This is a genomic window from Streptomyces sp. BR1 (genome assembly GCF_052373795.1).
Lineage (GTDB): Bacteria > Actinomycetota > Actinomycetes > Streptomycetales > Streptomycetaceae > Streptomyces.
This window is the reverse complement of the sequence record NZ_CM126252.1, coordinates 6,844,904-6,870,080: the sequence shown is the minus strand read 5'-3', so window position 1 is coordinate 6,870,080 and position 25,177 is coordinate 6,844,904. Positions and strand designations below refer to the sequence as shown.

Genomic DNA, 25,177 nt, shown 5'->3' with positions numbered 1-25,177 from the left:
AGGAAGGCCGGTCGCGGCGGCCGAACATCCCCATGAAGCACGTCGTTCCCCGGCCCAGCCGTGATACCTCAGAAAAAGGGAGTTATGACCGATATGGGGAAGCCTCCGACCGGTATACCGGAGAATGTGCCGGGTGCCTCCGTGTCGCCCCGGTTCGGTTTCGGTGCCGCCGGGCTCGCGGACCACCGGCTGCCCGACGCCCTGTCGGTCCTCGCGGACCTCGGCTACGACGTGGTGACCCTGGCCGTCGGCCACTGGCCCATCGACCCCTGGGCCGACGAGTTGCGGCGCGAGGTGGAACTGCTGTCCCACCGCCTCGACCGGCTCGGACTCGGCGTGGTGATCACGACCGCGTCCCGCTATCTGCTCGACTCCTGGCACGCCGACGTCCCGAGTCTGCTCTCCGGCGAGCACGGCCGGGAGCGGCGCGTACGGCTGCTGCTCCGCGCGGTCCGTATCGCGGCGGACCTCGACGCGGGCGCGGTCGTCTTCCGTTGCGGCACGGCTCCTGCGGGCATGCCCGCACGCACCGCCTGGCAGCGGCTGACCGAGGGCTGCTCGCGCGTACTGGAGGCCGCCGAGCACGACGATGTGATGCTCGCGCTGGAGCTCTCACCGGGGATGTTCATCCGTACCTGTGGTGACTTCGAGGACCTGGCGGGCCGGCTCGGCCACCCGGACCGCCTGGGGTTGGCCCTGGACGACTCGGGGGATCAGCCGTCGGCCGACACCGTACGCCGGGTCCTGCCCTCGCTCACCCAGATCACCCTGGCCGGTCCGCCGGTCCCACCGGGCCAACTGAGCCTGGGCACACGGCTGGCACCCGTCCTGCCGGTGCTTCGCGAAAGCCCGCGCCGGATCGTGGTGTCGATCGGCTCTGCCGAGCACGGCGCACTGACCCCGCAGTACGCCAAGCGCGCGCTCGCAGGTCTCCGCTCCGCCTTCGACACGACCTGTTCGGCCGACGGAATCGGGAGGTGACCGGCGCGATGACGACCCACACGGTGATGTTCTGGAACCTGCACACCGTCGGAATCGAGCGGCACGACGGTGACGACCGCCGCTGGAGCCTCCAGCGCGAGCTGATCACCGAGCGCCGGCCCAGTGTGCTGATGGCGGCCGAGTGCTGGTGCTGGGATCTGGCGGACCGGGCCCTGTTCGAGGACGCCAAGCGCAGCCTCGGCATGGACGGGGCACTGTTCGAGGCGAAGACCGGATGCCATCAGGCGATCTTCTGGCGGTACGACGCGCGCCTGCTGGAGTCCGAGGCACAGCCGCACGAGCTGGCGCAGTGGCACGGTTACGGCAGCGCGGTGCTGCGACTGCCGGGGGCTGCCGACCCGATCCGGTTCACCGTGGCGCATCTGGACCCGTACAGCCCGCTGAGCCGGTGGATCGAGTCCGACCGGCTGCGCGGATTCCTCGGTTGCGACCCGGCGACCCCGACCGTGCTGGCGATGGACGCGAACACGGTGCCGCCGGGTGACCCCGAGCCCGACTGGTCGGCCCTGCCCGCCCACCGGCTCGGCAACCACATGCTGCCCGGCGGCGGGAACAGGGCCGACCGGACACCCGTGGAGCGCCTGCTCGGCACTGCGCAGGCACCCGTCCTCACGGATGTCGCGGCTCGACTGGGCGACCGGCGGCCCACGTTCGCCGATGCGGGCGCCGGGGATCCGCCGCGCCGCATCGACCTGTTCCTGGCCTCATCGGCGCTGCTCCCGCGGGTCGCCTCGTACCGTGTGGTCGGCGATCCACGGCTGGATCCGGCCAACGGGTCCGTGGCATCGGACCATCGCCCGATCGAGCTGGACCTCGTTCTGTAGATCCGCCGCGGACCGTCACTCCGCTTCGCCTTCCTCGTCGTCGCGGTGCATACGGGCCAGTTCCACGCGCGAGCCGATGCCGAGCTTGCGGAAGACCTGGCGGAGGTGGAAGTTCACGGTGTGCGGGGACAGGAACATCTGTCGCGCGGCCTCCCGGTTGGTCACTCCGGTCGCGACCAGGTCCGCCACCGCGCGCTCGGTGCCGGTCAGGCTCCCCCAGCCCGTGGCCGGGCGGGTGGCGTACGTCCAGTGTCTGCTGCGCACCCCGAGCCGGCGCAGCACGCTGCGGACGCGGGCGGTGTCCGGCGCGGAGCCCGCCTCCCGGTAGCCGAGCAGGGCGGCCTGGAGGTGTTCGGCCGCCGCGGTGCGGTCGTCGTACGGGATGTCGCCCGCCGGGCGCGGTGCCTCGGCGAGGAGCAGCAAGCCCAGGTCCTCCTCGGCCTGCGCCCGCGCCCAGGGGTCCGCGTGCGCTGCGGCGACGCGCCGGAGCGCCGGTGGCGAGCCGTGCAGTACGGCGTCGGCATGGGCGGCGGCATCCGTCAGGGTCCCGATGCCGGGATTGCGTGCGGCCGTCTCGCGGGCGAGGGTGACAATCCGCTGGGCGAGCGCGTGGTCGCCGGTGCTCCGCGCGGCGCGCACCAGCCAGGCCGGGACGGCGGGCCCCGCCAGCGACACCGTCCGCAGCGCCGTCTCCTCTCCCCGGCCGAGGTCCGCGAGCAACCGCACCACGGCGCCCGGACCACCTTGCGCGTCCGCGATCCTGAGCAGCGTGAGCAGCGCGTGGCCGAGCCCCGCCTCGAACGCGGCCGTGTCCGTCAACGTCCGCAACCGCCGTGCGCACTGGGCCACTCGGTCCTGATCTCCCCGGCGCAGCGCGACCTCGGTCCGGACCGAGAGGGCTGTCAGTACGGCGCCGCCCACCTGGGCGTCCCCGGTGGCGTCCAGGACCGCCTCGGCGTGTGCGGCGGCGTCGTCGAGGGCGCCGGAGACGAGCGCGAGCAGCGCATGCGGTGCCCTCACTAGCGGGCGCCAGGCGGGCAGGTCCGCGCCGTCGATCTCTTTCGCGAGTTCGCCGAGCACCATGTCGGCCTCGTCGAGCTGCCGCAGTTGGACGAGCATGGTGGCGAGCAGCGGACGGCCGTCCCAGAAGTATCCCGCGAGCGCACCCGGGCCCGCGAAGTCCTGGGCCGCCCGGACCTCCGCCAGGGCCGCGGCCACCAGTCCGCCGTGCCAGCGTGCAACAGCGCGCAGCAACCCGCCGGCCATGGCGCTCTCGGGCTCTCCACCGGCCCGCAGCACCTCGGCCCGCGCGTCCACGGCCATCAGATCGTCGGGCCGATAGCTCGCCCGGGCCCGTAAGGCCTCGATCCTGGACCGGTGTTCGGCGCTCGCCCCCGGCCACACCGCCGGCCGGTCCACTGGGCCGACGGCTGCGGCCGTCGGGTCCCCGGTCATCGAGTCCCCGGTCATCAGGTCCACGACGGTCAGGGTGCAGCGCAGTTCGGCCGCGGCCCGAGGGTCGCGGATGGCGGAGAGCGCCGTGCGAGCCGTCTCGGCCGCCCCGGCCAGCCGTCCTTCGGCGAGGAGACCGAGCGCGGTGATGACTTGGAGGCGGGCGTTCCGCGAAGCGCTCCCCGTCGGGCCGAGTGCACCGCTCGCCAGGTCGACGGCGCGGCGCGGCGCGACCTTCAGAAGTTCCCGGGCGGCGCGGTCGAGGTCGTCGACGGCCCGCTCGTCCCCCGCCTGTACGGCATCGGCCAACCACTGTGCCGCCGAGGCGAGTTGGCCGTCGCGCAGCAGCGCTCCGCCGAGCTCGCGCAGCAGCGCGGCCCGGACCGGCGTCGGAAGGCTGTCACGCACGCACCGCCAGACCAGTTCGTGGCGGAAGCCCAGTCGATCGCCCGCGCTCTCCAGCAGGCCCGCCGCCATCGCCTCCTGGACGGCCGGCAGCAGCCCCAGCGCCGTCCCCTCGTACAGAGAGGTCAGATCGCCCAGGGCGAAGGACCGGCCCACCACGGCGGCCACGTTCAGCAGCGAGCGGCTTTCGGTCGGGAGATGTTCCAGGGGCCGAAGGACGAGCTCGCGCACCCGCGGTGGCAGCGGGCCGGACACGATCTCGGCCACTGACTCCCTGACCTGCACGGACCCGGTGTGGCGCAGCACGCCGGCCAGGGCGAGGACGGCGCCGGGCGCTCCTTGGGCGGCCGAGCAGAGGTCGAGCAGTTCGGCCGACGGCCGGGCGCCGAGCGCATCCGCGAGAACCTGTGCCACCACGTCGTCGCCCAGCGGGCCGAGCACACAGCGGACGGCTCCGTGCTCCGCCAGCGCGCTGAACAGCCGGTCCGTGCGGCGGCTTCCACCACCGGACCGGCGCGCCAGGAAGAACGCGGCGGGCAGCCGTCGCGTGGACAGTTCACGCAGCGCCGCCACCGTTCCCGGCGCCGCCCACTGCACATCGTCCACCACGACGAGCGCGGGCCGCCGGAGCCGGTCCGATCCCAGATGGTCACCCAGCCGGGTCAGCGCCTCGCCCCGGGGCACCGCCGGATCGCGCAGCGCGTCCGGATCCAGCCCCAGCGCCACGGGGAGCTCCGGATCGCCCGGGTGATCGGCGGTCACCCGGCCCACGGAGAACCCCTGGGCCCGGGCCGCCGCCATCGCCTCGGCGAGCAACCGGGTCTTGCCGCTGCCGGGCCCGCCCTCGACCAGCGCGAACCCGCCCTCCCCCGCGGCCGCCGCGTCGAGAACTCCGGTGAGCAGGCCGTACTCCGCCATGCGGCCGCCTACTGTGCGCATCGCTTCTCCGTACAGCCGACGGCGGCGGACGGCGAGCCCGCGCTCGCGCCCACCGCCGCGTCGGCCAGGACCGGGGCATCGGGGCCGGGTGCGCCTCGACGGAAGCGTGATGAAGCCATGAGTGATCCCTTCCGAGGGCGGGCCCCGCCAGGAGCGAAGGCCCACCGTGCTGTTCAGGGGCACTCTTCGGGATCGTCATCTATGCCTGATCCATGGGACGTGAACACCGCATAGAGGTCGAAGTCGACACCTTGGAGAAGGTGTTCGGCTCGTCGGCCGCCGACCGTCGCGTTCCGGCCATGGACCGCTCTCACGCCCTTCTCCGACCCGCGCGACGCGCCCGAACATCCCACTCCGTAGCGCCAGGGGGTCCGTTACTGTGATCATCCGGATTCGACCGCAGCGGCCCTGATCCACCGCACCGACCATGAGCAGGCGTCGCGGCCCGCACGGCAGGAGAGCGCCAGCGATCATGGGGGACATCCGATTCACTGTGCTGGGAGCGGTACGCATTCTCCGCGACGGAGCCGCCACGGCCACCGGGTCCCCACAGCAACAGGCGCTCCTGTCCGCCCTCCTGCTCCGCTCCGGCCGCGGGGCCGCCGCGCATGAGCTGATCACCGCGGTCTGGGGCGAGGAGGCCCCAGACTCTGCGCTGGCCAATCTCCGTACGTACATGTGGCGCCTGCGCCAGGCCATCGAGGAGGACCGTTCCGCGCCCACCGTCCTCGTGTCACTGCGGGACGGCTACCGCATGGAGCTACCGCCCGGGACGGTCGACGCCCACCGGGCCGAGCTGCTGGCCGACCAGGCTTCGGCGGCCCGCGCCGAGGATCGCCACGACGAGTGCAGACGGCTGCTCACCGAGGCCGTGGAGCTGTGGCAGGGCGAACCGCTGGCCGGGGTGCCGGGTCCGTTCGCCGAGCAGCAGCGCGACCGGTTCGTCGAACTGCGGCTCGCGCTGCTCGAAGAGCGCTTCGACCATGATCTCTTCTGCGGCAGACACAACTTCGTCATCCCGGACCTGACCGCGTTCACCAAGGAACACCCGCTGCGCGAGCGGCCGTACGGCTTCTTGATGCGCGCGCTGTACCGCACGGGCCGGCAGGCGGACGCGCTGGCCGTGTTCACCCGGGCGAGACAGTTCCTCAGAGAGGAGCTGGGTGTCGATCCCGGCGCCGAACTCAGCGCCCTGCACCAGGCGATACTGACCGGCGACCCGGCGCTGGCACCGGAGGGACCGGTACGGCCACCGAGCGTGGCGGTCCACCTCCCACAGCCGCGCTCCGACGGGGAGCCGGACGCGTCTCCGCGCCCTCTCCCCACATCGACGACCAAGCCCGCCCAACTCCCGGCGGACATAGCCGACTTCACCGGGCGCACGGAAACGGTCGACCAGCTCTGCGCCGCCCTCACCGCCACCGACCGACACTCGCTGCCCGTGCTCGCGGTCACCGGAATGGGTGGCATCGGCAAGACCGCCGTCACCCTGCGGGCCGCGCACCGCGCCAAACACCACTATCCGGACGGCCAGCTCTACGCCGACCTGCGGGGCAACGAACGCGAGCCGGTCGGCCCGGGCACTCTCCTCGCCACCTTCCTCACCACGCTCGGTGTTCCGGGCCATGCCGTGCCCACCTGCACCGACGACCGCGCCCGGCTCTTCCGTACCGTCCTCGACGGCCGGCGTGTGCTGCTGCTTCTCGACAACGTCCGCGACCTCGCGCAGATCCAGCCGCTGCTGCCCGGATCGGCGGGCTGTGCGGTACTGGTCACCAGCCGCGCCCACCTCGTCGACCTGCCCACCTCGTTCTGCACCACGCTCGATCTGTTCGGCACGGACGAGGCGCTGGCCCTCCTCGGACGCATCGCGGGCACCGAGCGGATGGCGGCGGAACCGGCCGCCGCCACCGAGCTGGTCTCCTCGTGCGGGCATCTCCCGCTCGCCGTGCGGATCGTGGCGGCGCGTCTGGCGGCCCGGCCGCGCTGGAACGTGGCGACCATGGCGAGCCGGCTCGCCGACGAGCGGCGCCGCATCGGCGAGCTGCGGGTGGGAGACCTCGCGGTCGCCGCCGCCTTCGAACTCGGCCACCGCCAGCTCTCCGACGACCAGGCCCGCGCCTTCCGGCTGCTGGCTCCGGTGGCCCGGCCGGACATCAGCCTGGCCGCAGCGGCGGCGGCGCTCGGTCTGGCGGAGCACGACACGGAGGATCTGCTGGAGTCGCTGGTGGACGCGGCGATGCTGGAGGCCCCGCAGCCGGGCCGCTACCGCTATCACGATCTCGTACGGGCCTTCGCGCTCCAACTGCCGCCCCCGGCCGCCGAAACGCGGCCCGACGCGGCGCCCGGGACGCTCGCCGCGCTCCTCGACTTCCTTCTCGCGGGTGGGCGCGCCGCCTTCCAGCAGATGGTGCCCGGCGATCCGGCCGACCTCATCCTGCGCCCCAGCACGACCGACGAACCGGAGTTCACCGGTCTGGACGAGGCCCGCACCTGGGTGATCACCGAACTCGACTGCGTGACCAACGCGGTGCTGCTCGCGGCCGGGGCCGAAGCCGATCCGGGCAACCGGCTGCTGCAGCTGGCAGCGGACCTGCTGATCGCCCTCAGCCCCTTCGGCCGTGACATCGCGTACGGACAACTGGCCGCCGCCGCCCGCGCGGTGGCGGCCACGGCCGCCCTGCGCGGTGACGACAGGGCGGCGGGCCGGGCCCATTTCGTCTGCGGCAACGCGGCGCTCCAGAGCACGTCGTTGGCGGAGGCCGAGGAACACGCGGCGGCCGCCGCCGAAGCGTGCAGGCGCTCCGGCGACACCGTCATCCTCTGCCAGACCCTCAACGACCGTGGTCTGGCGGCCCAGTTCCTGCATCGCTACGCGGACGCGGTGCACTACTACGACCAGGCGATCAGTCTCGCCCGCGAGCTGGGGCAGCGCTCCGGGGAGCTGGCGACCACGCTCAACGCCGCGCTCGCCCGCATCCACGACGGGCGGGCCGACGAGGCGTCGGGCGCCTGCCAGGAGGCCCTGCCACGCCTGCGCGCGGTCGAGGACCACCATGGCATCGCGTACGCCCTCTACGTACAAGGGCTGGCATCGCATGAACTCGGGCGGTACGAAGACGCCTTGGCCAGCTACCACGAGTGTCTGGCCGGGTGTGCGGCGGCGGGCATCCGGGGGCAGACGGCGAGGACGGGATTCCGGCTCGCGGACACGCTGCGGGCCCTCGGGCGGCTCGAAGAGGCCCGGGACCGGGCGCATACAGCGCTCGCGCTCTGCGAGGAGCTGGGCGCCGAACGCGACCAGGGCCAGGCTCTGCTCATCCTCGCCCGGATACACGCCGGTCTGGGACACCGGGACGCGGCCTTCGCGCGCGGGCGCGAGGCCCATGAGGTGTTCCTGCGCCTGCGCCTCCCCGACGCGGCGCAGGCGCAGGCGTTCATGGCCGGTTTGGAGCCACCGAACGCTCGTGGACCTCGCGCATCCCACTGACTTACCGCGGCCGGGCCCTTTCGGTCAGCCCTTGCTGTTCCACTCCACCGGGTCGTGCGATCCCCTCCCGTTTCCGCCTGCCAGCACGGCGGCTCCATGGGAGCGGTCCTGCGTGCCGTGCGACGGCGCGGACACTCCCGTGGAAAGGGCGAACGCGGCGGCACCCCCGGCCACCAGGAGGGCGATGACGATACGCGGAGCGGAGATCTCGGCAGAACGCTTCATGTGCGGACTTCCTCGTGCGCTGGCGGTTCTTTAGCAGGTCTTGCGGGTCGGGAGCAGGATCGCCGGAAGCGATCTACAGCGGATATGTGAACGCTGGACACGCCGCAGCGAGCCGCCGTACACAGCGGCCCGAGGGCTGCCCGCGCCGACGTGCGCCTACGCGGCGGCGATCTCCGTCAGACTCGGCGGAAGGTCGTCGATCGAGGTGAAGACGGAGTCGACGCGGACGATGCGTAACACCTGCCACACCCGGGGAACCGCCCGCACCAGGCGCAATCTGCCGCCGTGGCGGGCCACTTCGTCCCGTACGGTCAGCAGAAGCCGGATGCCGCTGGCGTCCAGGAAGGTCACCGGGCGCAGGTCGAGCACCACGTCGAGGGCGTCCCGGGGGGTGAGTTCACGTAGGCTCGCGGCGCACTCGTGGTACGCCAGGATGTCCAACTCGCCGCGCAGTTCGATGATGAGGGTCCCGCCGACCGTGCGAGTCCGCACGGAGAAGGCGAGTTCGTCTGTGCTCACGTAGAGCCTGCCTGTTCTCCCCAAGACACTGTCGTGCCGCGATGTACACAGCACCCGAATTCATTACTCTCCGTGACATCGGCGGGGCACGGAGAGGAACCGATTTCACAAAGCTCCTGCTAGTCGTGATGCCCAGCCTGCCGACGCCTCGCACCTCCGTGACAGTGCGTAATTCAGCCGGATTTCAAGTACGGGATTCGGGCCGTGGACGCGTAACTTCCGTATGTTGTACGGACGTTCAGGCCTGCCCCTCGGGTCGCAGCGCCCCCTTCAGCGTGGCCCGGATCGCCGGGGTGAGCATCTCGGTGACCTGATCACGCGTCAGCACCACGACCGCCGGCAGCCGCAGCAGATACCGTGTCAGCGCGACCCCGAGCAACTGGGACGCCACGATGCCGCCGACCCGGGCCGCCGCGTCGGGGCCGAGGGCGGACGCAAGGGCGGGCCCGACCTGGGTGGCCAGGATCTGGTGCAGACGCTCGGCCGCCCGCTCGTTGGTCACGGCCGAGCGGAGCAGCACGAGGAGCGCGTCATCGGTCGGGTCGCCCTCCCACCGGTCGAGGAAGTGCCTGACCATCACCTCCGCGAGCGCCTCCGGCTCGACCTCCGACAGGACGGGCAGCCGCAGGTCGATCGTCAGGGCGGTGTCGAAGAGCTGCTCCTTGCTGCCGAAGTAGCGCATCACCATCGACGGGTCGATCCCGGCGTCGGCCGCGACCGCCCGGATGGTGGTGCGCTCGTACCCCTGGGCCGCGAAGCGGTCGCGCGCGGCGCGGAGGATGGCGGCCCGGGTGACCTCGGACGACCGCCGCGCTGACGGTGCACCGTTCGTCGCGGAAATGCCCGTCGCGGCGCCGTTCGCCGTGGCACTGCTCGTCGTCGCGCTGTTCGTCATGCCAACAACTGTAGGCCAACAAGTGTTGACACGCCACCAGTTGGGGTCCATCGTGGTCAACAGGCGTTGGCCAACACGCGTTGGCACATCAGAAGGGGGCTCCACCATGACCGGTACCGCACTCCCCGGGACCACGCACGTCGCGATCGTCGGCGCCGGGCCGACCGGCCTGGCCCTGGCCGTCACCCTGGCCCAGTCCGGCATCGACTTCGTCCTCCTGGACCGCCTCGCCGAGGGCGCCAACACCTCCCGCGCCGGTGTGGTGCACGCCCGCACCCTGGAGGTCCTGGAAGAGCTCGGCGCCGCCGACGCGCTGATCGCCCGGGGGCTGCGGCTCAACCGTTTCACCGTGCGCGACGGCGCCCGCCACCTGCTCACCATCCCCTTCGGCGACCTCCCGACGCGGTATCCGTACACCCTGCTGACCCCGCAGTACGAGACCGAGGCCGTGCTGCTCGCCCGGCTGCGCGAGCTGGGCGGCGACGTCCATCGCCCGTACGAGGTCAGTGCCGTCGAGCAGGACGCGGACGGAGTCACCGTCACCATGAGCACCGGTGAGCGGCTTCGGGCCGCGTACGCGGTCGGTGCGGACGGGATGCACAGCGTGGTCCGCGACGCGGCGGGCATCGGCTTCACCGGCGGTGCCTACGGCCAGTCGTTCGTGCTCGCGGACGTCACCATGAAGTGGGCTCCCGGACGCGAGGAGGTGTCCCTGGCCTTCGGCACCGCCGGACTCTTCGTGGTCGCCCCGCTGCCGGGCGAGCGCTACCGGGTGGTCACCACCGTCGACGAGGCACCGGCCGAGCCCGACCTCGCCTTCGTCCAGCGCCTGCTCGACGAGCGCGCCCCGGGCCAGGCCCATGTGACCGACCTGGTGTGGTCCTCGCGCTTCCGCGTCCACCACCGCGTCGCCGACCACTACCGGGCCGGCCGCCTCTTCCTCGCGGGCGACGCCGCCCACGTCCACAGCCCGGCCGGCGGCCAGGGCATGAACACCGGCATCCAGGACGCCCACTTCCTCGGCCGCGCCTTCGCCACCAGGACGCTGGACGAGTACGAGGCACGCCGCCGCCCGGTCGCCGAGCAGGTGGTCGCCTTCACCGACCGGATGACCCGGATCTCCACCGCCACCGGCCCGCTGCGCGCCCTGCGCAACACCGTTCTTCCCCTGCTCGCCCGCGTCCCCGCCTTCCGCCGGAACCTGGCCACCAACCTCGCCGAGCTCAACTACCGATGATGACGAAGGCCGTGCCCGGGGCGACTGCGCTTCCGCCCCGGGCACGGCCTTCGCGTACCTACGGAGTGGGGCGGGCGGCGGCCTCGGCGGCGCGCAGCGCGTCGACCGTCTTCCGCAACTCCGCCAGCGTGTCCGCCGGTACGTGCCGGGTCGTCGCGGCGTGGTCGTTGAGCGCGCCGCCCGGCAACGCGGGGAGCGGAGGCAACGGCGGCAGCTTGATCCCGAGGAGGCTGCCGAGCAGACCCTGGAGCGTGTTCAGCAACCCCGTCACGATCGACAGCAGCCCACCGCCTCCGTCGTCGGCGACCGCCGCCGCAGCCGGCGCGGTGCTCGGTGATACCGATGGGCTCGGCGCCTGCATCGGGGTAACCGGATCCTTCGCCGACGACACCGGCATCGCGGGAACCGTCGACAGCGGCATCGCCGGGACCGCCGCCACGGGCTGCGCCGTGGGCGCGGCCGGGGCCGTGACCGGGCGCGGGGTGTCGGGACCGGGAAGCGCGACGGCGGCGGCCGAGGCGACCGAGGTCAGGCTGAGCGCTGCGGTCAAGGTCAGGGCGGCAGCGGTCCATGTGGCACGCATCAGAGGTGGTTCTCCTGTTCGATAGGTCGATTGGTCGACAAGGGAGATCGGGGAGACGGGACAAGACACCGCACTCCTTGGTCCACACCGTGCGTCACGACCACCACCTGAGCCACCGCTCCTACGCCGAATGCGTAGCGTCACCTCCTTGTGCCGAGGGGGCCACCGTCCAGGACGACGCGGAACGTACGTCGCGGGTCGTCCTGGCCGGGGCCCCCGTCGTCGCGGTCAGGCGCTGGGACCTCCCGGGGGTCCCGGCACCGCGCCCGCCGCCAGGACCCGGTCGGGCCGGATCGGCAGGTGGCGGTGGCGTACGCCCGTGGCGTGCCAGACCGCGTTGGCGATCGCCGCCGCCGCTCCCACGATGCCGATCTCGCCGATGCCCTTGATCCCGACGGGGTCGTCCGGGTCGGGATCGTCCACCCAGTCCACCTCGATCAGCGGCACGTCGGCGTTGGCCGCGATGTGGTAACCCGCGAGATCAGGGGCAACGTGGCCGCCCGACGCCGGGTCCCGGACCGCCTCCTCGTGCAGGGCCATGGAGATGCCCCACGTCATACCGCCGATGAACTGGCTTCGCGCGGTGAGGGGGTTGACGATCCGGCCCGCCGCGAAGATGCCGAGCATGCGCCGTACGCGCACCTCGCCGGTGGTGACGTCCACGGCGACCTCGGCGAACTGGGCGCCGAACGAATGACGTTCCTTCTTCGCCAGCGCTCCGACCAGCTCGGCGGTGTCGGACCGTGCGGTGATTCCCTCCGGCGGGATCGAGCCCCCAGGGACCAGCTGTTCGCGCAGCTCGCGCGCCGCCGCCATGACCGCCCAGGCCCACGAGCGCGTGCCCGCCGAACCTCCGGCGACCCATGCGGAGCCGAAGTCACTGTCGCCGATATGCACTTGGACCCGGTCGGACGCGACCTCAAGGGCGTCCGCGGCGACCAGGGCCAACGCGGTCCGCGCCCCGGTGCCGACGTCGGCCGCGCTGATCCGCACGGTGAAGGTGCCGTCCGCCTCCGCCGTCACGGCCGCCGTGGACGGCAGGACGCCGGACGGGTACGTGGACGCGGCTGTGCCGGTGCCGAGCAGCCAACGGCCGTCGCGCCGCACGCCGGGGCGCGGATCGCGGTCCGCCCAGCCGAACCTGCGGGCCCCTTCCCGGAAGCAGCCCAGCACATCGCGGGTACTGAACGGCAGCCCGCTGACGGGCCCGACCACCGGCTCGTTGCGGGCGCGCAGCTCGATCGGGTCCAGGCCGCACTTCTCGGCGAGCTCGTCGAGCGCGGACTCCACCGCGAAGGACCCGGGCGCCTCGCCGGGCGCGCGCATCCAGGTCGGCGTCGGCACGTCCAGCGCCACCACCTGGTGCACGGTGCGATGCGCCTCGGCGTCGTACATCACCCGCCCCACATTGGCGCTGTACTCCACGAACTCCGACACGGTGGAGGTCAGGTTCTGCGTCTCGTGCTCGAAGGCGCGCAGCCGTCCATCCGCGTCCGCGCCGAGCCTGACCTCGTGCGCGGTGGGGCTGCGGTAGCCGATGAGCGAGAAGGTCTGACGACGCGTCAGGACGACGCGTACGGGCCGGTGCAGCACGGTCGCGGCCATCACCGCGCACACCTGGTGCGGGCGCACCCCCTTGGCTCCGAAGGCGCCGCCGATGTGGTCGGAGCGTACGCGCACGGAGGCCGCGTCGAGGGAGAACAGCCTGGCGAGGTCGTCCGCCACCCACCTGCTGCCCTGGTTGGAGTCGAAGACTTCGAGCCGTCCGCCGTCCCAGCGGGCCGTCGCCGCGTGCGGCTCCATCGCGCTGTGGTGCTCCTCCGGAGTGGTGTACCGCGCGTCCACCCGCACCGCACTCGCGGCGAGCGAGCCCTCGATGTCACCCTTCTCGACTGCGGCCTCGGGGTTGTCCGGCGTGTACGTACCGGGGCGTCCCGCGAGGAACTCCACGTCGTGCGGCTCCTCCACGTACCGTACGACCAGCGCCTCGGCGGCCTCCCGCGCCTGCTCGGAGGTCTCGGCGACGACCAGGGCCACCGGCCAGCCGAAGTACGGGACGCGGTCGTGCTGGAAGACCTCGACGACCGGGTCGGGACGGCCGAGGAGCCCGGCGAAGTCCACCTGGATGCGGGGCGCGTTGGCGTGGTGCAGGACGGTGAGGACACCGGGCATCGCGAGGACCGGGTCGGCCTCCACCGCACTGATGCGGCCACGGGCGACGGTGGACAACACCAGCCAGCCATGGGCGAGTTCGGCGAACGGCACCTCGGCCGCATAGCGGGCCGCGCCCGTCACCTTGTCCACGCCCTCCAGACGGGTGTGGGCGGTGCCTACGGCCCCGGTGACGGCGGTGGGTCCGGTCACGGTGGTCATCGGCCGGCCTCCTCGGTGAGCTCGGTCAGCACGGCCACCACGAGATTGCGCATCAAGGTCACCTTGTATCCGTTGTCGGGCAACGGCTCTGCCGCTGCCAGCTCGGCGTCGGCGGCGGCCGCGAACGCCTCGGCGCTCGCCGGTCCGCCGACCAGCGCCCGCTCGGCCGTCCGGGCCCGCCACGGCCGTGAGGCGACCGCCCCGAAGGCGAGACGTACGTCGTGCACCAGGCCGTCCCGTACGTCGAGCGCGGCGGCGACCGAGCCGATCGCGAACGCGTACGACGCCCGCTCGCGCACCTTGCGGTAGCGGGAGTGGGCGGCGAGTCGGGCGGGCGGCAGTGTGACCCCGGTGATCAGCGCGCCGAGCGGGAGCGCGCTCTCCAGGTGCGGGGTGCCACCGACGGGCAGATAGAAGTCCTCCAACGGCACCTCACCGGGCCCGTCCACCGCCTCGTACGACACGACCGCGTCGAACGCGGCCAGCGCCACCCCCATGTCGGAGGGGTGCACCGCAATGCAGTGCTCGGAGGCGCCGAGGATCGCGTGGTTGCGGTGCTCCCCCGCGATGGCCGCGCAACCGCTGCCGGGGACACGCTTGTTGCAGGGGCGGGTGAGGTCGGTGAAGTGGGCGCAGCGGGTGCGCTGGAGCAGGTTCCCGCCGACCGTGGCCATGTTGCGCAGCTGCCCCGACGCCCCCGCCAGCACCGCCTGCGCCAGCGCGGGGTAGTGACGGCGGACCCGGGGGTCGGCGGCGAGATCGCTGTTGGTGACGGTCGCGCCGATGCGCAGTCCGCCGTCGTCCGTCTCCTCGATCCGGTCGAGCGGAAGGTCCCGTACGTCGACGAGGAGCCCGGGGCGTTCCACCCCCGCCTTCATGAGGTCGACGAGGTTGGTCCCGCCGCCGAGGAAGCGCGCGTCGGGCTCGCTGCCGAGCAGCGCGACCGCACCGGGTACGTCGACGGCACGCCGATAGCCGAACTCCCTCATGCCGACACCTCCTCATCAACGGCGCCGTCCACGCCGGATGGGTTCTCGGCCGCCGCCCGCGCGACGGCCTGGACGATCGATACGTACGCCCCACAGCGGCACAGGTTGCCGCTCATCCGCTCCCTGATCTCATCGGCGGTCAGCGGCGGCACACCCGCCTCCGGACTCACGTCGGCGGTCACGGCGCTCGGCCAGCCCGCCGCATGCTCCTCGATCACCGCGAGGGCCGAACAGATCTGGCCCGGTGTGCAGTAGCCGCACTGGAAACCGTCGAGGTCGAGGAACGCCTGCTGCACCGGATGCAGCCGGTCGCCCTCCGCGACCCCCTCGATCGTGGTGATCTCACGCCCCTCGGCGGCGACCGCCAACTGCAGACAGGAAACGGCCCGGCGCCCGTCGATCAGTACGGTGCAGGCCCCGCACTGCCCTTGGTCGCACCCCTTCTTCGTCCCGGTGAGATCGAGACGCTCGCGCAGGGCGTCGAGCAGTGTGGTGCGGTGATCGACGGACAGCGTGTGCTTCTCGCCGTTGATATGCAGGGTGACAGGGCTGGACGTCGACAAAGCCATGATCAGCCTTTCTTTCCCCTCGGATACGCGTGGTACAGCTCCGCGCTCGCCGAACAGTACCTCGTCAACATCCTTTCCCAGTGGACCATTTGGCGCCTCACCCGAGGATCGGCCGGGTCGTACACGGACAACGGGACCCCCACCGACACCTCAGGCTCCCGCCGATCGACCCGAACAATCAGCGAGACGATCGGACATCTTCCGGAGACAGAGAGATATTCATCGGCTCGATCGATCTTCCTAGGCTGATCAACATGAAGAACCGGCCCCCGCCGAGGGGCCGGACGAACACTCAGGAAAGAAGCCTTCTCATGTCTTCGATGCGCGCAGTCGTCCAGAAGTCCTTCGGCGGCCCCGAGGTCCTGGAGACCGTCGAGACCGAGCGCCCCGCCCCGCTCAGCGGTGAGGTCCTGATCCGCGTCCACGCGAGCGCGATCAACCCCGTGGACGTGGCCGTGCGTTCGGGTGCGTTCCCGCTGCTCGGCGAGCCGCCGTTCGGTGTCGGCTGGGACATCTCCGGTGTGGTCGAGGAGGCCGGACCGGGCGCCCGCTTCAAGCCGGGCGACGAGGTGTACGGCATGCCGTTCTTCCCGCGCGCCGCCACCGGCTACGCCGAGTACGTGGCCGTCCCCTCGCGGCAGGTGGCCCGCAAGCCCGCCACGATCGACCACGTACACGCCGCCGCCGTTCCGCTCGCGGCGCTCACCGCCTGGCAGGGTCTGGTCGACGCGGCCCAGGTCACCGAGGGACAGCGGGTGTTGATCCACCGCGCGGCCGGTGGCGTCGGCCACTTCGCCGTCCAGATCGCCAAGGCCCGGGGCGCCCACGTCATCGCCCTGGCGAGCGAGCCCAAGCACGACTTCCTGCGCGAACTGGGCGCCGACGAGGTCATCGACTACCGCACCACGGACCTCACCGAGGCGGTGAGCGACCTCGACGTCGTCTTCGACTCGTCCTCGCAGGGCGCGAGTTCCCTGGAGATACTGCGGCCCGGCGGCACCCTCGTCACCATCATGGAGCACTGGAACCAGGAGCTCGCCGCCCAGGCAGAGGCAGCCGGACGACGCTTCGCGGGCATCTCCGTCGAGCCCGACTACGCCTCGCTCGAAGCCATCGCCGCGCTCATCGACGCGGGCGGCATCCGCCCGCACGTCAGCGAGACGTTCCCGCTCGCCGACGCCGCCAAGGCCCATGAAGTGGTCGAGTCCGGCCGGGTCCAGGGCAAGGTCGTCCTGACCGTCGCCGAGTGACAGCAGGTTCTAGGGTGGGTGCGCAACCACAGGTGGGACACGGGGAGAAGGGGCGGGCGTTGGACATCCTGACCGAGGCACTGAGCTCGATGCGGACGGGACAGCCCGCTTCCGTACGCACCGAGGGCCGCGCGCCCTGGGGCCTGCGCCTCCCCCCGGTCGCGGGCGCCGGTTTCCATGTGGTGCTGTACGGAACGTGCTGGCTGGTCCCGCTGGACAACGCGCCCGGCGCCGAGCCGATCGCGCTGAGCCCCGGCGACGTGCTCTTCCTGCGGGACGGTCGCGGCCACATCCTCGCCGACCAGCCGTCCACCCCGGCCGAGGTGGAGGGGCACGGCCAGTACCGGGCGGGCATTCCGATCGGCACGGTGACCCTCGGCGGCGACGGGCCGCGCACCAGCCTGCTGTGCGGCAACTACCACCTGGACCAGGGCCGTCCGCATCCGCTCGTACGGCAGCTGCCCGAGATCATCCACCTGCCCACCCGGCACGGCCGGCACCCCGAGCTCAGCGCGGCGGTCCAGCTGCTCGGCTCGGAGCTGGAGAACCCGCGCATCGGGTCGGCGGGCATCGTCCCGGCGCTGATCGACTCGCTGCTGCTCTACATCCTGCGCGCCTGGTTCGAGGACCAGCCGCCCGCGGCCGCCGCGGGCTGGGCGGCCGCGCTCGGCGACTCGGCGGTCGCACCCGCGCTGGCGGCCATCCACGAGACCCCGTCGAGCCAGTGGACGGTCGAGGCGCTGGCCGACCGGGCGGGCCTGTCGCGCGCGGCCTTCGCCCGCCGTTTCACGACGCTGGTGGGCGAGCCGCCCATGGCCTATCTGACGCGGTGGCGCATGACGACCGCCGCCAGGCTGCTGCGCGAGTCCGAGTCCCCGCTGACCACGGTCGCGGCGCAGACCGGATACAGCTCCGAGTACGCCTTCGCCAAGGCGTTCAAGCGGGAGTACGGCGAGGCCCCCGGCGGCTACCGCCGGGCGGCCCGCGCCGCTTGATTCCTACCAGGGCAGCCGATCAACTGCCCTGCGGTCGTGCTCAGTTCGCGCTGAGGCGGCTGCTGAGCCAGTCGAGGGCGGGCGGGATCTCCCGGCGCCAGGTGTTGAAGTTGTGGCCCCCGGTGTCCAGCGTGATCGAGGAGACCCGGGCGGGGGCCTTCACCTTCGCGATGAACTTCTGCGTCGCCCGGTAGTTGCCCTCGCCCTTCTTGGACGTGGTGACCAGGAAGGAGGAGTTGCCCTGCGGCAGGTGGTCCAGGGCCCACAGCAGGTCCGCGCGGTGCTCCTCGCGCTTGTTGCCGTGGAAGAGGTCCCCGGAGTCCATGTCGATCTCGGGCTTGTAGTCGGCCGACAGGCCCACTCCGGCCGCGTACTTCTCCGGGTGGTGCAGCGCCACCGCAAGCGCGCAGTAGCCACCGGTGGAGTCACCGATGAAGCCCCAGTTGCGCGGCTTGGTGCCGACCCGGTAGTTGGACGAGATCGCGCGCGGAAGATCGGCGGCGAAGAACGTCTCGGTCTGCGGGCCCTTCGGGATGTCGACGCACTGCGTGTTGCGCGGCGGCACGACGGTCGGCCGCATCATCACCAGGATCATCGGCGACATCTTGTGGTCCTTGGCCTGCATCCAGGCCGTCTTCGGGTAGCGCAGCCCCTTGAGCAGGTTCTCGGCGGTGCCCGGGAACCCGGTGAGCACGACCGACACCGGGAACTTCTTGCCCTCGTACGCCTTCTGGAAGTACTCCGGCGGCAGATACACATAGGCCGGGCTGGCGATATGGGACTTCTCGCCCTGCACCATGACCTTCTGGATCTCACCGCCGATATGGGGTGTTCCGCCGCCGGGGACGTCGACCTTCTGCTTGGCGATCAGCTTCACGTCCGGGCCGGCGGCCGCGTTGTCCATGACCCCGACCCCGTCCTGGTGACCGAGGAGATCCGCCCACGAGCCGTAGAACAGGAAGGTGTTGTTGGCGATGAGGCCCACCGAGGCGAACACCAGGAGCTGGACCGAGAGGATGAGCCCCACCCTCCCCAGAATGGCTCGCCAGGTGTTCCGTGCCAGGTTCGGCCACAGCCAGACAGTGACCGCGAACAGCACCATCGCGCCGAACACGGCCAGAGCCAGAACCTTGCCGCTCGTGAGACCCATGAAATCAGTGACGCTCTCTGCCAGTTGTTCACCCGGACACGCGGGCACGCGCGCCCGGGGGCAGCACCACGCAGGGGTGTGCACCGGTATAGATAAGCATCAGCGGGGATCCGTTCCACCTCCGGGGGCCATCTCCGGGAGCCGCCTCCGAGCCCTCGGCGTCAGCGGCGAGCGGCGGATGCGCTGCGCACGGACCCCGTGGCCGGTTTCTGACCCCAGATGAAGACGGCGTCGCCGGTCTCGATGGTGTTCCACAGGCGCTGGGCGTCGGCCAGCCGCAGGTTGATGCAGCCCGCCGAGCCACCGCCGTTGAAGAGGTCGCCGTACACCCCGTGGAAGGCCTGGCCGCCCGAGAAGTACTGGGCGTACGGCATGGGCGCGTTGTCGTAGAGCTCGGAGTGGTCGTCGATGCGGCGTTCGGTGATCTCGTGCCATCCGTCGCGGGTCGTCTGACCCCAGCGGCCGCTGCGGACCGCGACCGCCGGATAGATCACCTTGCCGTCGCGCTGCACCCACAGGAGCTGCCGCTCCAGATCGACACAGACGACCCGGTCCTCCCGCCGGGGGCACTTTCCGGCCTTGTTGGGAGCGCGGTGCTCTTCGATCACCAAGGTCGTACGGTACGTGGCCAGGCTCGCGTAGCCGTCGGCCGGGACGACGCCGTTGCGCGCCTGGAAGGTCCGGATCGCCGCGCAGTCGGCGGGCGACTGGCGGCCGTCGGCGGGGAGCTTCAGATATCGCTCCAGCTGCCATTGATACGGGCCGGTGTCCGCGGTGCACGCGGGCTCGGGCGGAGTCGCCGCAGAAGCCGATGCCGACTCGGCGGTCAGGCCGAGCGCCAGAGCGGCGAACAGGCCGAGGGAGACCGCCTGGCGAAGGCGGCTGCATATGAGCGGGATCATCACGTGCTCCGGGTCGCTGGATGCGGCGACAGCGTCCAGGCACCGGCGCCTTGGCGCCATTCGAGCACGGCACGGCACGGGCCGCCGGGTGCCCGGGGCCATCCGGGTGGCGGTGCACGCGTACAACGAATCACGCGGACGGCCCCGGCCCGACGCGATGTGCGCGTACGAACCGGGGCCGCCAGGGGTGAACCCGACCTGCCGTATCAGCGGTGCGGGCCTCCCTTGCCCTTCCCCTTGTCCGGCTCGCCGCGCTTGTTGGTGAGCCGCACCTCGATGCCCTTCGGCGCGTTCTCGGCGGTGAGGACGTACGGACCCGAGACGGGGTCGCCGGGCAGCACATACCCCTCGGGCACCGCGACCTCCCGGACGTAGTACGTGCCGAGCGCGAGCCCGTCGAAGTCGCACGTGCCCGTGCCGTTGGTCGCGCACGCGGGGCCGGTCTTGGTGTCGGGACCGGGGCCGGACGTCTGCAGGCCCGGCCGCCCGTTGGTCTCCCGCCACAGCTCGAACACCACGCCGCTCAGTGGCCGATCGGTCGTCTCGTCCGTCTTGTGGACATAGATACCTCCGTGAACCGGCGGGACCGGGGCGTCCTCAACCGTGACGGCGACGCCTTGCTCGGCGTTCTCGGCGGTCAGCTGGTGCGGGCCGGACACATGGGGCCGGGGCAGCACATAGCCGTTCGGCGCCTTCGTCTCCTGCCAGTAGTACGAGCCCAGCGGCAGATCGGCCGCCCGGCACTCCCCGTCCGCGCCCGTTGTGCACGCACCGCCGACCGCCGTGTCCGGTGTGGCGCCGCCGGTCTGCAACCCGGCCTGGCCGTTGGACTCCCGCCACAGCTGGAACACCGCGCCCGGCAGCGGCCGGCCCGTGTCGGTGGCCTTCTTGGTCACACTGATCCGGCCGTGGACGACGACCGGCGGCTCGTCGTCCGGCAGATCCCCGTCGAAGGGATAGCTGTGCAGCTCGTAGCCGCCGGAGCCCTCCTGGACCAGGTTGCCGGCGAGGTAGACGCGGCCGTTCATGCCCGGTGTGGAGATCGTCGTGGTGCCGGCCGGGTTGCCCGCCATCATCGAGCCCTGGAACTGCGCGCCACCGGTGAGCCGCACGGTGCTCGCGGTGGGGAAGTTCCACATCAACTTCGGCCGCAGTTGGGTCAGTTGGTCGCCCGGCAGTCCGGTTCCGGTGTAGGTGTTGATGGTGGGGGTGTCCGAGAGCATGTTCACGATCACGGTCGCGCCCGCCGGGATGCCCGTGAAGGCCAGACCCACCTGAGTCGTCGGCCCACCGAGGTCACCGGGGACGTTGAACACCTGCCGCTTGCTGGTGCCGTCACCCTTGAACGTGACCGCACCGCTCGCCGCGGTGACCGTACCGGTGGCGGTCTGGCGGGCCATCGTGTGCGAGAACCGCTCGATGACCGGCAGCAGGTCGGCGTACTTGGTGCTCGCGCCGCTGTCCTGGACGGCCTTGCCGGTCGGGGCGATGCTGATCGTCCCGGTGGCCGTCGTGCCGTACCGCAGATTGCCCCAGGCGGTGGTCCTGGAGTCGGAACCGCCGAGGTAGAGGGTGTTGCCGCCCGCAACCGAGACGCCCTTGCCGACCGTGACGAAGTCCGTGCCGTCCGGCGGCACCACCCGCGAGCCCACCCCGACGACGCTCATGTTGAACGCGCCGCCGCCGTTCTTGGCGATGCTCAGACTCCCGAGCGTGACGACCTGGCCCTCCACCTCGGCGGCCCGGCCCTGCACCTTGTAGTCGCCGCCGACAAACACGTTGATCGAGGCGTCCCGCCCGACGAAGTCACCGTTGTGCGGCGGCGGGTAGGTGCCCGGACACTGCGGGCCCGAACAGGCGCCAAGGGGTGGGGGCAGCGAGACGGCGGCACTGGGCCAGGCCGCCGCCAGCGGCGTACCGGCCAGGGCTGTCACCACCGCAAGCCGTACCAGCAGGCTTCTTGCGCGGGCGCGGTTCGGCACAGACTCTCCGATCTACGTGGACGCGAACAGCGGACCCAGCCAGCAGAAACGGTAGAGCGCCCAGGACCCACCAACCGGCCCGTGCGACGCGCGGAAGATCGCTCACATGGGCCAGTTTGCCCGAGCATCGAACACGCGCTCGCATTCACGTGTACGAGGGCCCGGGACTCAGCGACGCACGCCTTGGCCTGCCACTCCCACGTTCGTTCAAGGACGTGTCTTGGCCAGCAGCGCGGCGATCTCGGCCGTGGTACCGCTCTCACCGAGGCGCGGGAAGATCCGCTCCACGCTGTTGCGATGCGCCTCCGCGTCCATGTCGGCCATGGCGTCGGTGGCCAGGGTGACGTGATAGCCATGCTCGTGGGCGGCGCGTGCGGTGGACTCCACGCCGATACTCGTGGCGATCCCGGCCAGCACGATCTGGGTGACGCCCCGGCGGCGCAACTGCAAGTCGAGGTCGGTGCCGTGGAACGCGCCCCAGTTGCGCTTGGTCACCCTGATGTCCTCGGGGTGCCCGGACATCTCGTCGACGATGACGTCCCAGCCCTCGGGACGCCCCGCTCCCCCATGGCTCGCCTCGGTGCGGCCCGGGACGGCATCCGATCCGTCGGCGGCGAAGGTGACCCGTACCAGGACGACCGGGAGGCCGAACGACCGGAAGGCGGCGGCGAGTTCGGCCGCGCGGGCCACCACCTCGGGACCGGTGTGGGGAGTGGTCGGGGCGGCGACGATGCCCTTCTGGAGGTCGATCACGACGAGCGCGGTGCGTGCGTCGAGGGTGGTGAGAGCCATGGGTGTGCCCTTTCTGGTGTGTCAGGTGTCATATCGCATGGTTTACGGGTTCCGTGCGCCGACGCGGCGCAAGCACGGGTCCAGAAGAGTGGCGGCCGCGAGCAGGACCGACACGGCGGCCATGAACAAGGCCAGGTCGTGCAGCCCCCGGGTGTCGGCGCCGTGCTTGAAGAAAGCGGCGTTGGCGGACGAGGCGATCAACGCGCCGAGATACATGAACGTACGCAGCAGCCCGGCGGCGGAGCCGATGCGGGCGGGGTCGGCCTGGTGGTACAGCGCGTTCTGGTTGGCGAGCCCGATGAGACCCTGCGGGACCCCCATGACCGCGCCCACCGCGATCAGCAGCCACACCGCACTGCCCGACCCCAGGAGCAGCAACAACGCGGATCCGGCCACCTGGAAGACACTGCCGACGACGAGCTTGCCGCGCAGCCACGGACGGCGTCCGGTGATACCGGAGACCAGCACCGCGCTCAACGACAGCGGCAGTTGGATCAGCCCGGCCACCGAGGCGGAAAGGCCGCGCCCCTGCTCCAGCCACTGGGTGAACCCGTACAGGAAGGCGTACAACGTGATGAAGCTCAGCACCTGCCGCAGATACGTGGTCATCAGCGGGGCGTTCCTCCCGAACACCCGCAGATCGATGAACGGCTCCGCCGCACGCAACTCCCGTACGGCAAATCCTCCTGCCGCCACAGCGGCGACAACCAGCAGGTACCAATGGCCGAGTTGAGGCCCCATCAGGAACAGCATCGCGGTGACGAGCGCGACCGCGAACAGCCACATGCCCGCCAGGTCCACCCGCGCTCTCGGCAGGTGCGCATCCGGTTCGCCACCATGGGGCGCCTTGGGCAGACGCCGCGCAGCCAGTACGAGACAGGCGGCCGAGAGAGGGATGTTGACCGCGAAGATCCACTGCCAGCCACCCAGACCGATCAACAGTCCGCCGAGTGCGGGGCCGACGACGGCAGTGACCTGGTTGGCCACCGACAGGGCGGTCAGAATGCCGACCGGGCTCTCCTGGCCGGTGCGCTCGGCCTCGCTGCGGGTCAGCGACATCGACGCCGGATACGCGGCCGAGGTGCCGAACCCGAGCAGCACCCGGCTCGCGATCAGTACGCCCAGGGTGGGCGCGAGGGTGCCGACCAGCCCGGCGACGCCGACCAGGGCCGTGCCGACGAGGTAGAGGCGGCGCGGACCGTAGCCGTCCACCAGGCGTCCGATGACCGGCTGGCCTATCGCGGTGGCGAGGTAGAGCGCGGAGACCAGCCAGGCCGTCCGCGCCGGCGGCGCCCCGAACGCGGCGCCGATCGGCACCAACGCTACCGCGATCATCGAGGAGTTGATCGGGTTCAGGACCGAACCCAGGATCATCGGGGCGATCAGGCGACGATCGAAGCCGTCCTGTGAACGGGTCGAAGGTCGGCGCAGTGAGCGGGCTATCCGTGCGGCTAACGCGCTCACGGCTGCGTGAGCCGTTCCAGCAGGGCCATCGCCTCGACGATGGTGCGCCGCTCGTCCTCCGAGTAGCGGTCCTGGAGAGCCCGGGCCAGCCACTCCACGCGGGCCTGCCGGTTGCCCTCGGCGCGCTCACGGCCCGCTGTGGTCAGGCTGACCAGCTGGCGGCGGCCGTCCTGGGGGTCGGGGTGGCGCTGGATCAGCCCATGCCGGTCCAACCCCGCGAGCGTGGCGGCCATCGACTGGGGGCGCACCCCCTCGGTGGCCGCCAGAGCACTGGCCGAGGTGGTGCCGGCCCTGCCCACGAGAGTGAGCGCCGACACCTGGGACGGCGTGAGGTCCTGCGTCTCGGCGATCTCCCGCAGCCGTCGCCGCAGGCGACTGACCATCACGCGCAGGTCGCGCGCCGCACCGATGGCCGACCCGGAGATGTCCTCGGTGGTCTCGTCTTCCATACCGTCCACCGTAAATCCCTCAGCCCAGACTGTCCAGTCTCAACTGCACAGTCTCACCTGAAGACCTTGCCTCGACAAATGTGCGCGGCCCCACCCCGGGTGTGATGCTGGGCGGGACACTTCGTCCGCCGCCGGGAGGCTCCATGAGCGACCGCCACCACGTCGTCCTGCTGCCGTTCGCCGACCCGGCGCGCTGCCGGTCCGCGTTCGCGCAGGCCAAGGAGCTGCCCGGGCTGCGGCAGGCAGCGATCCTGGAGCGTTCGACGGACGGCGTACTGGACGTGCCCGACAACCACGTACGCGGCGCGGGCGTGCCCACCGTCGGCTCGGGCGTGGTGGGCGGCCTCATCGGCCTGCTCGGCGGCCCGCTCGGAATGCTGCTCGGTTTCACGGCGGGCGCGGCGCTCGGCAACGCGGCCGAAGGCAAGCGCGAAATGGACGACACAGCCGGTCTCATCATGCTGAGCGCCCGCGTCCCGGACGGCGCCGCGCTGCTCGTCCTCGACCTGGACGAAGCCTCGCCCGAACCGGCCGACCAGTTGGCCGCCGACCACGACGTGGTCGCCGAGCGGCTGTCCGCGAGCGCGTTCGCCGAGCAGGTCCGCGCGGCCGAACGGCAGGCCGAGCGTCCGGCCGGGGATCCGCCGTCCGCCACCGATGCCCGGAACCCGCTTGACTAAGCGTCATCACC

At 71.7% G+C, this 25,177-nt stretch carries 22 protein-coding genes; 7 read left to right on the top strand and 15 right to left on the bottom strand.

Annotated features, from left to right (window positions below):
• Positions 1-93 precede the first annotated feature (93 nt).
• Together ACT1U9_RS30220 and ACT1U9_RS30215 are read left to right on the top strand one after the other, a co-directional pair.
• The gene (locus ACT1U9_RS30220; protein WP_444535796.1) at positions 94-981 is read left to right on the top strand and encodes a sugar phosphate isomerase/epimerase family protein; all 888 of its coding nucleotides are present in this window, start codon (positions 94-96) and stop codon (positions 979-981) included.
• A gap of 8 nt (positions 982-989) precedes the next feature.
• Entirely contained in the window at positions 990-1,826 is an 837-nt protein-coding gene (locus ACT1U9_RS30215) for an endonuclease/exonuclease/phosphatase family protein (protein WP_444535795.1), read from the top strand.
• A 15-nt stretch (positions 1,827-1,841) separates the two neighbouring features.
• On the opposite strand, the gene ACT1U9_RS30210 is transcribed toward ACT1U9_RS30215, so the two are convergent.
• Both ACT1U9_RS30210 and ACT1U9_RS30205 read right to left on the bottom strand, forming a co-directional pair.
• A complete protein-coding gene (locus tag ACT1U9_RS30210) occupies positions 1,842-4,622 on the bottom strand; it encodes a LuxR C-terminal-related transcriptional regulator (RefSeq protein ID WP_444535794.1) in 2,781 nt (926 codons plus the stop codon).
• Positions 4,610-4,741 (bottom strand): hypothetical protein, encoded by a 132-nt coding sequence (locus tag ACT1U9_RS30205; RefSeq protein WP_444535793.1) that lies wholly within the window; start codon positions 4,739-4,741, stop codon positions 4,610-4,612. The genes ACT1U9_RS30210 and ACT1U9_RS30205 overlap by 13 nt, the downstream gene beginning before the upstream one ends.
• Before the next feature lie 353 nt (positions 4,742-5,094).
• Here ACT1U9_RS30205 and ACT1U9_RS30200 point away from each other — a divergent pair, with 353 nt between their 5' ends.
• The gene (locus ACT1U9_RS30200; RefSeq protein WP_444535792.1) at positions 5,095-8,112 is read left to right on the top strand and encodes a BTAD domain-containing putative transcriptional regulator; all 3,018 of its coding nucleotides are present in this window, start codon (positions 5,095-5,097) and stop codon (positions 8,110-8,112) included.
• A 24-nt stretch (positions 8,113-8,136) separates the two neighbouring features.
• On the opposite strand, the gene ACT1U9_RS30195 is transcribed toward ACT1U9_RS30200, so the two are convergent.
• From ACT1U9_RS30195 to ACT1U9_RS30185, 3 genes are all read right to left on the bottom strand, one after another.
• Positions 8,137-8,337 carry a hypothetical protein gene (locus ACT1U9_RS30195; protein ID WP_444535791.1) on the bottom strand — a complete coding sequence of 67 codons (201 nt, stop codon included), beginning with the start codon at positions 8,335-8,337 and terminating at the stop codon, positions 8,137-8,139.
• 156 nt (positions 8,338-8,493) lie between these two features.
• Positions 8,494-8,856: an STAS domain-containing protein gene (locus tag ACT1U9_RS30190; RefSeq protein WP_444535790.1), complete on the bottom strand. Its 363-nt coding sequence runs from the start codon at positions 8,854-8,856 to the stop codon at positions 8,494-8,496.
• A 238-nt stretch (positions 8,857-9,094) separates the two neighbouring features.
• Positions 9,095-9,751: a TetR/AcrR family transcriptional regulator gene (locus ACT1U9_RS30185; RefSeq protein ID WP_444535789.1), complete on the bottom strand. Its 657-nt coding sequence runs from the start codon at positions 9,749-9,751 to the stop codon at positions 9,095-9,097.
• Between the two features lie 106 nt (positions 9,752-9,857).
• Between ACT1U9_RS30185 and ACT1U9_RS30180 the strand changes: the two genes are divergently transcribed.
• Positions 9,858-10,988, top strand: a complete 1,131-nt coding sequence (locus tag ACT1U9_RS30180) for an FAD-dependent oxidoreductase (RefSeq protein ID WP_444535788.1) — start codon at positions 9,858-9,860, stop codon at positions 10,986-10,988.
• Positions 10,989-11,046: 58 nt separating this feature from the next.
• Here the strand turns inward: ACT1U9_RS30180 and ACT1U9_RS30175 are convergent, their stop codons facing one another.
• From ACT1U9_RS30175 to ACT1U9_RS30160, 4 genes are all read right to left on the bottom strand, one after another.
• Positions 11,047-11,571: a hypothetical protein gene (locus ACT1U9_RS30175; RefSeq protein ID WP_444535787.1), complete on the bottom strand. Its 525-nt coding sequence runs from the start codon at positions 11,569-11,571 to the stop codon at positions 11,047-11,049.
• 228 nt (positions 11,572-11,799) lie between these two features.
• Complete coding sequence (locus ACT1U9_RS30170) at positions 11,800-13,944, bottom strand: xanthine dehydrogenase family protein molybdopterin-binding subunit (RefSeq protein ID WP_444535786.1); 2,145 nt, start codon at positions 13,942-13,944, stop codon at positions 11,800-11,802.
• Positions 13,941-14,933 carry an FAD binding domain-containing protein gene (locus ACT1U9_RS30165; protein WP_444535785.1) on the bottom strand — a complete coding sequence of 331 codons (993 nt, stop codon included), beginning with the start codon at positions 14,931-14,933 and terminating at the stop codon, positions 13,941-13,943. Before ACT1U9_RS30165 ends, ACT1U9_RS30170 begins: the two co-directional genes overlap by 4 nt.
• On the bottom strand, positions 14,930-15,502 hold the full coding sequence (locus ACT1U9_RS30160) for a (2Fe-2S)-binding protein (RefSeq protein WP_444535784.1): 573 nt from the start codon (positions 15,500-15,502) through the stop codon (positions 14,930-14,932). Before ACT1U9_RS30160 ends, ACT1U9_RS30165 begins: the two co-directional genes overlap by 4 nt.
• Before the next feature lie 320 nt (positions 15,503-15,822).
• On the opposite strand from ACT1U9_RS30160, the gene ACT1U9_RS30155 reads away from it, so the two are divergent.
• Positions 15,823-16,752 carry an NADP-dependent oxidoreductase gene (locus tag ACT1U9_RS30155; protein WP_444539290.1) on the top strand — a complete coding sequence of 310 codons (930 nt, stop codon included), beginning with the start codon at positions 15,823-15,825 and terminating at the stop codon, positions 16,750-16,752.
• Between the two features lie 59 nt (positions 16,753-16,811).
• A complete protein-coding gene (locus ACT1U9_RS30150) occupies positions 16,812-17,747 on the top strand; it encodes an AraC family transcriptional regulator (RefSeq protein ID WP_444535783.1) in 936 nt (311 codons plus the stop codon).
• Between the two features lie 40 nt (positions 17,748-17,787).
• On the opposite strand, the gene ACT1U9_RS30145 is transcribed toward ACT1U9_RS30150, so the two are convergent.
• From ACT1U9_RS30145 to ACT1U9_RS30120, 6 genes are all read right to left on the bottom strand, one after another.
• Complete coding sequence (locus ACT1U9_RS30145) at positions 17,788-18,897, bottom strand: alpha/beta hydrolase (protein ID WP_444535782.1); 1,110 nt, start codon at positions 18,895-18,897, stop codon at positions 17,788-17,790.
• A 161-nt stretch (positions 18,898-19,058) separates the two neighbouring features.
• Entirely contained in the window at positions 19,059-19,799 is a 741-nt protein-coding gene (locus ACT1U9_RS30140; RefSeq protein WP_444535781.1) for a L,D-transpeptidase family protein, read from the bottom strand.
• Between the two features lie 206 nt (positions 19,800-20,005).
• The gene (locus ACT1U9_RS30135) at positions 20,006-21,733 is read right to left on the bottom strand and encodes a choice-of-anchor A family protein (RefSeq protein ID WP_444535780.1); all 1,728 of its coding nucleotides are present in this window, start codon (positions 21,731-21,733) and stop codon (positions 20,006-20,008) included.
• Between the two features lie 255 nt (positions 21,734-21,988).
• Complete coding sequence (locus ACT1U9_RS30130; protein WP_444535779.1) at positions 21,989-22,573, bottom strand: hydrolase; 585 nt, start codon at positions 22,571-22,573, stop codon at positions 21,989-21,991.
• 42 nt (positions 22,574-22,615) lie between these two features.
• Positions 22,616-23,947 carry an MFS transporter gene (locus ACT1U9_RS30125; protein WP_444535778.1) on the bottom strand — a complete coding sequence of 444 codons (1,332 nt, stop codon included), beginning with the start codon at positions 23,945-23,947 and terminating at the stop codon, positions 22,616-22,618.
• 86 nt (positions 23,948-24,033) lie between these two features.
• The gene (locus ACT1U9_RS30120; RefSeq protein ID WP_444535777.1) at positions 24,034-24,486 is read right to left on the bottom strand and encodes a MarR family winged helix-turn-helix transcriptional regulator; all 453 of its coding nucleotides are present in this window, start codon (positions 24,484-24,486) and stop codon (positions 24,034-24,036) included.
• A gap of 143 nt (positions 24,487-24,629) precedes the next feature.
• Between ACT1U9_RS30120 and ACT1U9_RS30115 the strand changes: the two genes are divergently transcribed.
• The gene (locus tag ACT1U9_RS30115) at positions 24,630-25,166 is read left to right on the top strand and encodes a histidine kinase (protein ID WP_444535776.1); all 537 of its coding nucleotides are present in this window, start codon (positions 24,630-24,632) and stop codon (positions 25,164-25,166) included.
• Positions 25,167-25,177 lie beyond the last annotated feature (11 nt).